Here is a 14114-nt window from a genome sequence, read left to right on the forward strand (position 1 = left end):
AGATGCCGTACTTGAATTACTTGATTCAACACAAACGCAGCAGATGATCCATGGCCACACTCACCGCCCTGCTATCCACTCACTCACGAATGGCAAACGTCGTATCGTCGTCGGTGATTGGTATGAGCAAGGTAGCATGTTGTGTGTTAGCCAAGACAATATCGAACTTATCGAGCTTCCTTTCGGCAAGTAGGGTTACTTGCCGGTTCATTATTTAAGCGCCTACAGCCATAACTGGTGCGCCGCTATGAAACTTAAAGTCTTCATCCGCTGACGATATAAGTTCCGCTTCAACCGTCGCAAAATGCGCAACTCTATCACCTATATCAGTCGTAGAAATAGCCTGAGCCAACTTTAAATAGTCCTGATAATGGCGCGCTTCTGAACGCAGTAAGGAGATATAGAATTTTTTAAGCTCATCATCTAAATAAGGTGCCAACTTTGCAAAACGTTCACACGAGCGGGCTTCAATGAATGCACCTACAATCAGCTTATCTATCAAGGTTGCAGGTTCGTGTGTTCTCACCTGCTTCATCATGCCTTTGGCATAGCGACCAGCTCTAACATTCTGATAGTCAATTTTGCGGCTATGCATAATCTCCAATACCTGCTCAAAGTGGTGAAATTCCTCTTTAATAAGGCGCACCATCTTCTGGATGAGATCGTCACTATGGGCAAAGTCTTTGCGGGCAACCAACTCCCCTAGTAATTCATTCTTTTTGCTCTCTTTAGACAAAAAGGCGCCAGTATCACGATCTTTGATGTAAACAAAATCTTCATAAGGCTTGGCCCAGTTCAATAATACCTGTCCACTTTGCTTATCGATGGCGTATTTACGGATCAAAAACATCGCTGTCTGCGCGGCTTTTAACTCACAGTTACAATGATCAATTAACAAGCCTTTCAGTTGCTCTGGCTTTTTCGCCTCTTCAATCCAACTATCTGGTGTTTCGCATTTTAAAAATGAGTAAATAGGTGCAAGTAACTGCTGCATGCTAAGGCTCTTTGCTCTGTTCGTTAGGCTGACTATTTTATCAGTTATTCTCTGCACAATCCTAGCTTAACACCTATGCTTAAAATGATTGGCTTGACTCTTGGTTAGTTTTGTTCAATAAATAGCCTTAGAGCTGTAAAAAGTTCGTCTGCAGTTTGGCGAGCCAATTTAATCTAAAAGTTAAATGCTAAACAAGGATAACTATAATGATATTGAATCACTTAATGGGGCTTTACACTCATCCAAAAGAAGAGTGGCAAACAATAGAAAAAAATCACGAAGCACTTAGAAGCAGTCTGAGTCACATATTAATCGTTGCACTCATTCCCGCTATTTGTACTTATTTCGCGACTTCAAAAATTGGTTGGGATCTTGGTGTTGGAGAGCGTCAGTTTTTAACATCGGATAGCGCACTCATCATGTCTACAGGTATGTACTTTGGTCTCATCGCTGGCGTATTCGCACTCGCATATCTGGCTTTTTGGATGGCCAAAACCTTTGATGCCGAACCCAGTTATACCCAAGCATTAGAACTTGCCGCCTATACTGCCACCCCGTTATTCATGGTAGGTTTAGCCACCTTATATCCAACACTCTGGTTCATTATGATCGTTGGACTCGCCGGCTTAGCTTACTCGGTTTACCTGCTTTACACCGGCGTTCCCATTATAATGAATATTCCCGAAGAGAAAGGCTTTATCTATGCAAGCTCAGTGGTGACTGCAGGATTAGTGCTTTTAGTCGGATTGATGGCCTCTAGCGTGATCTTATGGAGTGTGGGTTTCGGTCCAATGTATCAATAGTGCTCACGATATTATGAGACAGTCTTCTTTCTAGAAGATACAAAAAAGCCGACATAATGTCGGCTTTTTTAATCATTCAGCAAATAGGCTGAATATGACTTAAGCAAAAGTATCGCGTAAGGGGACCGTCAAATTAAAGACAAGCTTATCTTTAGCTGAATCTTTACTGTCGGCGCAGAAATAGCCTTCACGCTCAAACTGGTAAGCTTTTTCAGGTGCAGCATCAACTAAGCCAGCTTCAACCAAGCCTTGCTTAACTGTTAATGATTGTGGGTTTAGCACTTCATCAACTGACTCTGCAGCAGCAGGATTCGTGTCGATAAATAAACGCTCATATAAGCGGAACTCAGCAGGCTTGGCAGTCGACGCCTCAACCCAATGAATCACCCCTTTTACCTTACGACCGTCACTTGGGTTTTTGCCCAATGTTTCATCATCATAAGTACAGTAAATAGTGGTGATATTACCGTCAGCATCTTTATCACAACGCTCAGCTTTAATCACATAAGCATTACGTAAACGAACTTCTTTACCCTGTACTAAACGCTTGAACTTCTTGTTAGCTTCTTCACGGAAATCATCCGCGTCGATGAAAAGCTCTCGACCAAATGACAATGGACGTTTACCCATATCTTCATTGCTCGGGTGTATTGGTGCTTGAACAATCTCAATTTGGTTTTCAGGGTAGTTTTCAATCACCAATTTAACAGGATTGATAACAGCCATTGCCCGTGGAGCAAACTCATTAAGCTCTTCACGAATACAAGCGTCCAACATTGCGACTTCAATCATGTTCTCTTGCTTGGTCACACCAATGCGCTTACAGAATTCACGAATTGAAGCTGCTGTGTAACCTCTGCGTCTAAAGCCTGCAATGGTTGGCATACGAGCATCATCCCAACCAGAGACAAGATTACGTACCACAAGGTCATTGAGCTTTCGCTTAGACATCAATGTGTACTCAAGGTTTAATCTTGAGAACTCATACTGACGCGTGCGGTTTGGTGCTTGGAAATCATCAAGATGATCCAATACCCAATCATACAATCTGCGATTGTCTTGGAATTCAAGCGTACAAAGCGAGTGAGTAATATTTTCAATCGCATCCGAAATACAATGGGTAAAGTCATACATAGGGTATATGCACCACTTGTCGCCAGTCTGGTGATGATGAGCAAAACGAACACGATAAATAATGGGATCGCGCATACACATAAACGGCGACGCCATATCAATCTTGGCTCTTAGTGCACACTCACCCTCTTTGAATTCGCCGTTACGCATTTTCTCAAATAGCGCTAAGTTCTCTTCAGGTGTTGCATCACGGTAGGGGCTATTCTTACCCGGCTCTTTCAATGTGCCACGGTATTCACGGGTTTGTTCTGCATTTAAAAAACAAACAAAAGCCAAGCCTTTAGTGATCAACTCAACAGCGTATTGATGCAACTGTTCAAAGTAATTTGAAGAATAACGAATATCGCCATCCCACTGGAAACCAAGCCACTGCACATCGGCCTGAATAGAGTTCACATAATCAATGTCCTCTTTTTCAGGGTTGGTATCGTCAAAACGTAAGTTACATTGACCTTTATAGTCTTGTGCAATACCAAAGTTTAGGCAGATAGACTTTGCGTGGCCGATATGAAGAAAACCATTAGGCTCTGGCGGAAAGCGTGTATGCACACTGGTGTGCTTACCGCTGGCAAGATCTTCATCTATGATGTTACGTATGAAGTTACTAGGACGTACTTCAGTGTCCACATGACTCATGGAATTCCTCTTTGCGAACGATGATTAATGACGAAAAAGCATAATCCTATAGATCCATATTAGGGTCAACGGTTCACGCTTAAAAACACGACTAATGGTTACAGCATAGCCATTTACAGAGCAAAAAGCAGCGAATCATCGCTGCTTTTGTTTATACATATCGAGTATACGCTAATCGCGCTATTCGGTAATCACTTTAATACCAGGAATAATCATTTGTGTTTTTCTGCCTTTCTTCTTTAGCCACACATAAAATACCACTAGTGCGATAACGAAAAAGCCAATCCACAAACTCGATTGCAATGGATGCTGAGCAAACGTAGCTCCTTGATAAAACACGGTAGCGGTACCGTAGGCTAAAGCAAACGTCCAAACTCCAGCAAATGCCGCCCATCGTCCACCAAACTCATTAACTAAGGCGCCCATAGCAGCAACACAAGGTGTATATAGAAGAATGAACAGTAAGTATGCAAATGCTGCTGTAATTCCTGAGAAACCGGCTTGTAGTGCACTAAAGGTAGAGCTATCAACTTCTAATTCTTCTGAAGCTGATTCTAATGAAGATACGTCGCCAACTGAAATAGACAGCGGATCGTCAAGTGCAATGCCAAATAAGTTTTCAGGAATCGTCGTTAACGCTGCAGCAAATGTTTCAGACAGTGGAGCAAGCTCTTCGTCGCCTGCACTGCCATCTGAATAAAGACTATTCAAGGTGCCTACAACGGCTTCCTTAGCAAAAATACCGGTGATAATACCCACTGTTGCTGGCCAATTTTTTTGTTCTACGCCCATTGGCGCGAAGAACGGCGTCACTTGCTGACTGGCTACACTCAGTATTGATTCAGAACTATCTTCGTGACCAAATGTACCGTCAATACCAATGGCATTAACAAAGTTAAGTAGGGTTACAACGATAACAATCGTCTTACCTGCCCCCTTGATAAAGCTTTTGGTACGCTTACCCGTTCGAGTCATTACCGTTTTAAACTTAGGTTTTTCATAACTCGGCAACTCCATGACTACCGCACTGCTAGTGCCAGGTAATAAGGTTGAGCGTAATAGTAAACCCGTACCAATCGCGGCAAAAACACCTATCAGATAAAGCAAGAACACTAAGTTCTGTCCAGACTCTGGGAAGAACGCTGCTGCAAACAATGCATATACAGGAAGACGTGCACCACAAGACATAAACGGAGCCATCATGCCCGTTACAATACGTTCGCGTTCGCTGCCAAGTGTACGTGTTGCCATAATGGCTGGTACAGAACAACCAAAGCCCACAATCATAGGCACGAATGCACGACCCGGTAGACCAATGCGACGCATTAACCCATCAACAACAAAGGCGGCGCGAGCCATATAACCTGAGCCTTCTAGCACTGAAAGTACTAAAAAGAGTGCTGCTATCACCGGGATAAATGTCGCGACCGTTTGAATGCCTTGACCAATACCACCAGCAACAATCGTCACCAGCCAAGTTGGCGAGCCAAAACTGCTCATCAATGCGCCCAGATGATCAACAAAAATAGCGCCTGCTGTCATGTCAAAAAAGTCGATAAACGCGCTACCAACATTGATACTAAACATAAACATTAAATACATCACAAACAGGAATACTGGGATCCCTGCGATTGGATGAAGTACGACCTTATCGAGCTTGTCAGTTAATGTTTCTGCGTTGTCACTTTTCACCGAACCAGTAAAGACCTGTTCGACAAAGTTAAAGCGAGTGGTCGCCACCATAATCTCAATATCTTTACCTTGATGAGATAATGCTTGAGAGTATTGCTCTACTTCACTGGCCATCTGGCTATTCTTACATTTACCACACCCTATGCTATTGGCAAGCATCGCTAACGCGCGGCCTCGGCTCAACATTTCATCTTGTGCAAGTAAGTTAGTCACGGCTGATTCAATTTCTGTATCGTAGTCAAGCACCAAAGGCGCTTCAGAGACCTTGCCATCCAGCAAAGCAACAAACTGTTGCTTCACCTTATCAATATCTTGTTCATCACGAGAGCAGACAGCAACAACAGGGCAGCCTAACTCTTTACTCATTTGCGCAACATCAATATGAATACCGCGGCTAACTGCAGCATCTATTTTGTTTAACACAACAACTAAAGGAATACCAAGTTCACGCAGTTGAACAGTCAGATATAAATGACGTTCAATATTCGTTGCATCAACAAGGTTAATAATGCCGTCTATTGGTTGTTCAGCTAAATATTGCTGCGCGATTTGCTCATCTAGTGAACAATCACAACTATTCCCCGCAGGCAGTAGATCATAAATGCCTGGTAGGTCGGTTAGAAAAACATCGGTATCTTGTAGAGCGAATTGACCGGTTTTCTTCTCGACCGTGACACCTGACCAGTTACCAACTTGCTGGTTAGAGCCTGTAAGCGCATTAAAAAGAGTCGACTTACCCGCGTTAGGGTTACCAACAGTGACGCAGTTAAATTGCTTATCCATTCGATTTTTCAACCTCAATAATATCTGCTAAATCACGACGCATACATAATTTACTGCCTCGGATATCTAATTCTACGCCAGAGCCCATAGGTGCTCTGCGGATCAAAGAAAATCGAGTATTTGGAGTAATCCCCATCGATAGGAGTTTGCGCTTTACAACAGCAGGTAGATCAATTTGCCCTACCTGAGAAATTCTGGCGAAATCGCCTGGACTTAATTCACTTAACTTCATTGTGCATTCCACCTAATTACAGGCCTCAACTCTCTTTGAATTGGTATCGATTTTAAATGACCATTGGATTAAAAAACCTTACCTAGATCAATATTTCGAACTGTAAACGATAATAATTTTCAATTGTGTTCTCTATTATGTGACAAAACTCTCAACTAATAAACGACTGTTAACAGATAAATCGTCCACGTTTAAATCACACTAAATAATAATGGTTATTATTTACACTTCTATCAAGCAATTAGCGAACAGAACACGAACGTGATCTTGATCACGCTTTTCGACTTAGCCCTTAAAGAACAGCAACAAGAAGACTAAATCACCTTACATATGTTATGGACTTGTCACATTTTTGTTCTATTATCTTAAGTTAGTAATTTACATAAATACTAATATAACAATCCAAAAATAACGCATTGAAAGCGAATGGAATGGGAATGACATGATGAATAAGAACACAGGATGGTTCTCAAGTAAGGTAATCAACCTACTTATGCTCACGGCAGTGACATTGAGTTTTAATGTCATGTCTGCCCCATGGGATGACCAACCCCCTAAAGAGGTCGAAGCGTTATTAGACAAAAAGTTTGCCGAGGGTAAGTATTCAGCTAAAGGCGCTGACACCTGTTTAATGTGTCATCGAAAAAGTCCTAAAGTCATGGCGTTATTCGATGGCGTCCACGGCAATATCGACGTCAAAGGCTCTCCAATGGCCGACCTGCAGTGCGAAGCTTGCCATGGACCATTAGGCAAACATAACCGCGGCGGTAAAGAACCAATGATCACCTTTGGTTCCAACTCTCCTGTCCCTGCCGACAAACAAAACAGTGTTTGTATGAGCTGCCACAACGATGATGAACGTATGGCATGGAGTGGCAACCATCACGACAATGCCGACGTCAGCTGCGCCAACTGTCATCAAGTTCATACCGGACACGACCCTATAGCGGACAGAGCGACAGAAGTTGCCGTTTGTACTAGCTGTCATACCCAGCAAAAAGCGGATATTAACAAACGGTCATCTCATCCGCTTAAATGGCAACAGATGGTATGTAGCGATTGTCATAATCCACACGGCACACTCGCCGACGCCAGTTTAAAGCAGATGAGCGTTAACGAAAATTGCTACTCTTGCCATGCCGAAAAACGCGGACCTAAGTTATGGGAACACGCCCCCGTCACCGAAAATTGCGCGACTTGTCATAATCCACATGGCAGTGTCAATGAAGCCATGCTTATCAGTAAGCCACCTATGTTATGCCAGCAATGTCACGCCTCTGTTGGCCATACTTCAAATGCTGTGTTCGGTGGTAACCCCAATGCATTTAATGCCGGTCAGAGTTGTATGAACTGCCATTCTCAAGTGCATGGTTCTAATCACCCATCTGGCAAGCTGCTGCAGCGCTAACAAGGAGTGGCAACCATGAAAACTTTACAGTTCCATATTAACAAGCCTTTACAACTATCTCTGATAGCGTTAGCAATAAGCGCCTCCATTGCACCAGCGCTTGCTGATGGCTATGGATTACAAAGTGCAAATCGTGATAATGCAAAAGTTGAAAAATGGCAATGCAAACGCTGCACAACATCATCAGGTTTTAGTGGCAGTGTTGGCGTTGGCGCCGCTTATAATGATGCCAGTGATATCCATTTTGGCAATACTAGCGGCACTGACACCGATGGTGCAGTGGGTCATATTGAGGCCGATGTTAACTATAGGTCAGCAACCGGCTATCAAACCCATATAGAAGCCGACAAACTGGGTTATGACACTGGTAGCGCAAAAATTGAAACTGGCCGTCCCGGACAATATCAAATTGCACTCGGTTATCGAGGATTAGCCAATTACGATACCAATGCTGCACTAAGCCCTTATCGAAACAGTGGCGATCAACTCGTTTTGCCCGATAGTTGGCAAACAGGGGCAACCACAGGGCAAATGCCAACGTTAGACAATGATGTCACCGAGACCACGCTCAAAACTCAGCGCGATCGGTTTTTACTCGAAGCTGACTATAAAGGTAGCTTCTATAAAGCCGATATCAATTATCAACATGAAAAACGCCAAGGCAAACGTGCCTACTCCGGCAACCTATTAACTAATAGTGCCATGTTGGCACAGCCGATTGATGACACTACCGATGAATTAGCCGCTAAAATATACTTTAATGGCAAAGGTTGGCTCGTTGGCATTGACTCATCCTTTAGCCAATATAAAAATGATCATCAAGCTGTTAACTGGAACTCTGCATTCACCCCCACTTTTGGTGCAGCCTATGAGGGCCAAAGTGCAGCATCCCCTGACAACAAAGCCTACCGTGTTGGTGCTAATGCACAACTCAACGGCAATGGTCATCAGGTATTAATGAATTTGAGTGTTGCCAGCTTTACCCAAGACCAAGCATTTCTCCCCGCGACGATTAACGGGCCATCACCTGTCCTGCCCACTAGCAATCTAGATGGACAAGTTGATACCACCGACATGAAGTTAAAGTACTCAGGGCGACTAGCACGTGGATTGAGCGTGCGAGCGCGTTACGACTATTCCGATAGAGATAATAAGACTTCGCTCAATCCTTATCCTCAAGTTATCACTGATAGCTACTATGCAGGTACCGCAGTAAACCCAGAATATGACAGAACCAAACAATTAGTCGATGTCGGCGCCAAATACCGATTTAGCCGCAGTATCTATATTGATGGTGGATATCGTTATGATCATAACGACTACAGTGACTTAGATAGAGATTCATTACAGCAAAACACCCTGTATGCAAAACTCAACTACCGTGTTTCACCCGCGTGGTCAGCTTGGATAAAAGCCACTGCAAGCGATAGAACCGGCAGCGCCTATAACGCCGTTACCACCACATCAAGCCCCAGTAATCCTTATTTAAGAAAGTCCTATCTTGCCGATAGAGAGCGCCAAGAATATAAGCTAAATGTGGCCTACAGTGGCTCAGAAGACTTTTCTGCCAGCGCTAACGTTCATGCCAACTTTGATGACTATGATGATACCCAAGTTGGATTGACGAGTGTTGATATTCAAGGCTATGACATTTCAGCCAGTTATAGGGTAAATGAGGACTTCAACATTAATGCCTACCTCAATCAAGACTGGCGTGACAGCGAACAAGCTGGCAGCACTAACTTTGGGTTACCCAATTGGTACGCAAACACAGATGAACAGTCAACGCTCGTTGGGGCAGGCTTAGACTACCAAAACCTATTCGATAGCAAACTCAACTTGGGCTTAGATTACTCATACTCTGATGGCCAAAGTGATACCGATGTTATTCAAGGGCTCACCTCGCCATATGGCGATTACTTTGCCGAAAAACACAACGTCAATGCCTTTGCTAAATATCAGTTAGCAGAAAAAATGGCATTACGCTTCGACTGGATCTTTGAAAACTACAAAGATTCAGACTGGCTTAACCAAGGACTAGCCGTTGATTCAATTCCCAACGTGCTGATTTTTGGCGACTTAAACCACGATTATAACGCTCACTATTTTGGCCTGACATTTAGTTATCAAATGTAGTTTTGTCATTTAAAGGATTTCAAGGAAAGAAAAATGAAACTGATCACCCAATCAAGACTTCATAAAAGTATTCCTCTAGGTCTAATCGCCATATTAGCGGGTTGCGGCGGCGATGATGGCAATTCTGGCAACCCTGGAGAACCCGGCGGGCCACCAGCAACAGAAATAACCGCGCTTAGCATCGCAGTCAGTGACGTTACTTTCGATGCTGGTATTGCGACGATTAACTACCGCATCACCAACGAGCAAGATGAACCTGTCGTCGGTATTCCGTCTGCGACCTATATAGCTGCTCAGTTGCTCCCCATGGGCTATACCAATGCAGGCAATGCCAGCCAGTGGCAATATTTTACGTCAGAGTCTTGCTCCAATGTTTGTGACGGCGAATTTATCGACCATAAAAATGGGCAATATAGCTACACTTTTAGTGGTGCATTTGACGGCATGAATGACATTAGCTTTATGTCTGGTGCTACTCAGCGAGTGGTCATCAAAGTGGGCGGTGATGCTTTACCCGATGGCACCGCTTTGCCTATCACTAACCAACATCACGATTGGCAAGACAAAGGCAGTGAACCCGCTTATACCCGTAACCTCATTGAAATGGACACGTGTAATAGTTGCCACAATGATTTGGCTTTTCATGGCAGTAAATACAATGAAGTGGAAACCTGTGTGACTTGCCATAATCTAGATAAAGTCAGCAATCCTGACAATGTATTTGCCCCCATGGTTCACGGCAAGCATTTAGTCGGTTTCCCAGTGTCACTGGCTAACTGTCAAACTTGCCACGCTGCTGATGAAACGTTAACCGAAAACATGAACTGGGCTCGCGTGCCCACTATGGAGGCTTGCGGCAGTTGCCATACCAATATTGACTTCCCTGCGGGCCAAGGTCACCCAACCCAGCAAGACAATAGTAATTGTGTCGCTTGTCATAATTCAGAATGGACCATGAGTGCCCATAGTCAAGCTGATACCGATGCTGTTCTTGGCCAATTTAATGTGGACATCGTTAGTGCAGTATTAACAGACACTACCGTTGAGTTAGCGGTAAGGCTTTCTAACCCTGCAACCAACGAAGTTTACACAGAAAGTGCCGATAAGCTTAATTTTGTCAATGACCTACGGATTTATGCCAACTGGGGAGTGAGTGTCGATTACACCACCCGCAGTGCCCGTTCAATCAAACTGCAGGACACGGCGCCTATCTCTGGTAGTGATGGATTATATACTTATCAAATCAGCGGACTCACCGTCCCTAGTGAATTAACCGCAGACAAAGGCACATTGGCCATTCAAGGTAAGCTCTGCAGCGATGACGACACGTTGGCAAGTTGTGCTGAAACAGACAACACCACCAACCTCAAGTCGAGCCATCAGTTCTTTAGTGCTACAGCACTGAGTGATACTGGACGCCGAGTCGTTGTAACCAACGAAACCTGTGGCAGCTGCCATGGCGATCAGCAGCTGAACTACCACGGTTCACGAAACGATCTTGAAGGACAGTGCCAAGTTTGTCACAACCGTAATATGCAAGCTGAAGCCAGTGCTGATAATCCTGCCGCATCAACTGCAGATTATAAGCATTTAGTACATACGCTGCATGCGGGTTCACGTGAAAGCTATCCTGATATTAACTACCCTGGCAATATCGGAAATTGTGCTCAGTGCCACACTGAAGATGACGCTGGCGTGCTGACGGCCGCATTGCCGCTTGATAGTGCAGTGCAGCCATTAGCATTTGATGATGGCAGCTTTACCAGTCCGACAGCTGCAATATGCAGTGCTTGTCATACTAGCGATACCTCAATGTCCCATATGGCTCAGCAAGGTGCCGTCTTTAAAGGCACTGAAGCAGACGCTAGCGCTGGGACCGAAAGTTGCGCGACATGTCATGGCCAAGGCGCCACCTACGATGTGCTTGCAGTGCACCCCATAAAATAAAAATTATAAGCCTAACAACTCAGGTTGCTAGGCTTTAACTGATTTATGATGAATAAATAATGGAACGCAAAATTATGGATATCAAAACTAGAAGCTCAAAACTCAGTTTGATTGCACTCGCTAGTACAGCTTTGTTGTTTGGCTGTAGTGATGGCAATGACGGTGCCGATGGTGAAGATGGCGTTATTGGCGTCAATATTGAAAACACCTCTACTGTAATGGCTGAATTTACCAGTGCCACTGTTGAAGAAGGCGCTGTGACTGTAAGTTTTAACCTAGAGAATGCCAATGGTGTCGCCGTGCTCGGGCTAACAAAGGATTACGATCTCAGGTTTGGTATTGCGCAGCTTGCCCAAGTGAGCGAAACCCTCGGCGAAGTAGAGTATAACCGTGGCTATCAATGGCAATCCTATATCAATGTGTTAAAAGAACCTGGTGACCTACCGGATGATACATCAGGGCTAATACCATCAGCCCAATATCAAGCTAATGTAGAAGCGGCAAGTAGTTGTGAAGACTGCTTTGTCGACAATGGTGATGGTAGCTATAGCTATAGTTTCATGCAAAATATTAGCAATGTAACAGAGCCACTCGCCGTTACTTATGGAGAAGACAATACTCACAGGGCCACATTGGAGCTTAAACTGCCCCAAGCAACGGCTAATGCACATCATGATTGGCAGCCCTCCTCTGGTGAAACCACAGGTATTCAAACTAGAAATGTGGTTAACATTACAGCATGCTATACGTGTCACCAACCTGAAAGCCTCGAACTACATGGCGGCAGAAGAGTTGACTTAGAAAATTGTGCCAGTTGTCATACCGCAACCAGTGGTGATCCAGAAAGTGGCAACAGTGTTGAGTTCACCTATATGATCCACGCGATTCATAAAGGACAAGATAGGGAGACAAGCACTCCAGATGGGCTCGTTCCCGCCCCTTATAAAATCGTCGGCTACGGCGGTAGCTTACATGACTACGGTAAAGTCATGTTCCCACAAAAACCGGCAGCCAATTGTGCCTCGTGTCATGTGGAAGGCGATGGTGCGCCCGCTAATGCAGACTTATTTAAAGCTGATCTGAGTAACAATGCTTGCGTAGCGTGTCATACAGAAAAACCCTCACAATCTCACTCAAGTACCAACTGCGTATCTTGTCACAACGCAACAGATACCTATCCTGGCACTGGCAGTGCAGAGAAACGTCATGGCGATGTATTAAAAGCCTACTCGGATGCAGAAGCTATGGGGGTGACGTTCAGTAATATAGGCCTAGATACTGCTGGTAAACTGATGTTTGATGTCCAGATTACCGATGCGACTGGCGCAGCGGTTGCTGGCGAGTTTATTAATCAAGGTACCCGTGTGGTGGTTGCTTGGGACAGTGATAAAGACTTCCCAGCTTATGCAGATGCATCATACAGCAAGCGACGTTTTAAGCTCCAAGATGGTAGCTACGATGCCACAACGATGACCTTTAGCATTGTTGCGAGCACCTTTGATATGCCTACCAATCCCGATGGCAAAACCTTTGAGCTATGGTCAGCAGTTGAAGTCTGCTTTAACAATGGCGGTTACGCCGTGGCTGAAGTGGTAATGACAGCTTGTTCAGATAAGACACGTTCTGTAGCCGTTAAAGAGCCGCCATACCACTTTGTTTGGTCAGGATCTGGCATTGATGGAGACGCCCAAGCTGCGATGCGTCGTTCTATCGTTGACACTGCAAAATGCCAGAGCTGTCACAATCAAGAAAATCATCATTATAACAATGGTTATAACTGTCAGACATGCCACACCTCAGACAAGACCACCAAAGGGGATGATAGCTTCCCTGGAGGCATGAAGCCGACCAGCTTTGCCTATAAAGCCCACGAAGCAGAGGGACATTATCTTAAATATGCGGGTGTACAATCTGGTACCGTTCTCAAAACAGATTGCTCAACCTGCCACACCGATGATGGCATCCAGCTAGGTCGAGCAACCGATCGTGTATGGCGTTATGGTGACACTACGACCGGTGTCGATATTTGGGTATCATCTGATGCAGGAGCTTGCTTAAGTTGCCATCAGAAATACCTAAGTGATTCAGGCGCAAGTCATATCACCTCTAATGGCGGGATTTTAGATGGTATGGATGCCGATGACGTTAGAACTCGATCAGCAGAAGCGTGTTCGACTTGCCATAATCCAAGTCAACTGCTTGAAGTTCACGGCAACTAATATGTTGATCATCTAGCAATTAAAAAAGGAGGCTTAAAGCCTCCTTTTTTACTCTCAGATGGTCTTAAGCACGTATTGAGTTATTGGTTTCCGTAATGTTTGCGATAACTATCATCACTCAATTGCCTAT

9 protein-coding genes and 1 pseudogene are annotated in these 14114 nt (G+C 44.4%); 6 read left to right on the plus strand and 4 right to left on the minus strand.

What is annotated here, in order from left to right:
* Positions 1 to 193 (plus strand): annotated as a pseudogene (locus CXF82_RS06130) (UDP-2,3-diacylglucosamine hydrolase); the annotation flags it as partial.
* 21 nt (positions 194 to 214) lie between these two features.
* Here CXF82_RS06130 and miaE read toward each other — a convergent pair.
* The gene (gene miaE / locus CXF82_RS06135; protein WP_101093602.1) at positions 215 to 994 is read right to left on the minus strand and encodes a tRNA isopentenyl-2-thiomethyl-A-37 hydroxylase MiaE; all 780 of its coding nucleotides are present in this window, start codon (positions 992 to 994) and stop codon (positions 215 to 217) included.
* A 206-nt stretch (positions 995 to 1200) separates the two neighbouring features.
* Here miaE and CXF82_RS06140 point away from each other — a divergent pair, with 206 nt between their 5' ends.
* Entirely contained in the window at positions 1201 to 1797 is a 597-nt protein-coding gene (locus CXF82_RS06140; RefSeq protein ID WP_101093603.1) for a Yip1 family protein, read from the plus strand.
* 99 nt (positions 1798 to 1896) lie between these two features.
* On the opposite strand, the gene glnS is transcribed toward CXF82_RS06140, so the two are convergent.
* From glnS to CXF82_RS06155, 3 genes are all read right to left on the minus strand, one after another.
* On the minus strand, positions 1897 to 3567 hold the full coding sequence (gene glnS, locus CXF82_RS06145; protein WP_101093604.1) for a glutamine--tRNA ligase: 1671 nt from the start codon (positions 3565 to 3567) through the stop codon (positions 1897 to 1899).
* 180 nt (positions 3568 to 3747) lie between these two features.
* Complete coding sequence (gene feoB, locus CXF82_RS06150) at positions 3748 to 6042, minus strand: Fe(2+) transporter permease subunit FeoB (RefSeq protein WP_102043846.1); 2295 nt, start codon at positions 6040 to 6042, stop codon at positions 3748 to 3750.
* Positions 6035 to 6274, minus strand: a complete 240-nt coding sequence (locus CXF82_RS06155) for a FeoA family protein (RefSeq protein WP_101093606.1) — start codon at positions 6272 to 6274, stop codon at positions 6035 to 6037. The genes feoB and CXF82_RS06155 overlap by 8 nt, the downstream gene beginning before the upstream one ends.
* Before the next feature lie 493 nt (positions 6275 to 6767).
* Here CXF82_RS06155 and CXF82_RS06160 point away from each other — a divergent pair, with 493 nt between their 5' ends.
* Genes CXF82_RS06160 through CXF82_RS06175 form a run of 4 tightly spaced genes read left to right on the plus strand, consistent with a single transcriptional unit; the run spans position 6768 to position 13984 of the window.
* Positions 6768 to 7682, plus strand: a complete 915-nt coding sequence (locus CXF82_RS06160; RefSeq protein WP_257982742.1) for a DmsE family decaheme c-type cytochrome — start codon at positions 6768 to 6770, stop codon at positions 7680 to 7682.
* A gap of 15 nt (positions 7683 to 7697) precedes the next feature.
* Positions 7698 to 9818 (plus strand): MtrB/PioB family decaheme-associated outer membrane protein, encoded by a 2121-nt coding sequence (locus CXF82_RS06165; protein ID WP_102043847.1) that lies wholly within the window; start codon positions 7698 to 7700, stop codon positions 9816 to 9818.
* Between the two features lie 33 nt (positions 9819 to 9851).
* Positions 9852 to 11765 (plus strand): OmcA/MtrC family decaheme c-type cytochrome, encoded by a 1914-nt coding sequence (locus CXF82_RS06170; protein WP_102043848.1) that lies wholly within the window; start codon positions 9852 to 9854, stop codon positions 11763 to 11765.
* Between the two features lie 59 nt (positions 11766 to 11824).
* A complete protein-coding gene (locus CXF82_RS06175; RefSeq protein ID WP_102043849.1) occupies positions 11825 to 13984 on the plus strand; it encodes an OmcA/MtrC family decaheme c-type cytochrome in 2160 nt (719 codons plus the stop codon).
* Positions 13985 to 14114 lie beyond the last annotated feature (130 nt).

It is taken from the genome of Shewanella sp. GutDb-MelDb, from assembly GCF_002836075.1.
In the GTDB taxonomy this organism is placed as follows: Bacteria; Pseudomonadota; Gammaproteobacteria; order Enterobacterales; family Shewanellaceae; genus Shewanella.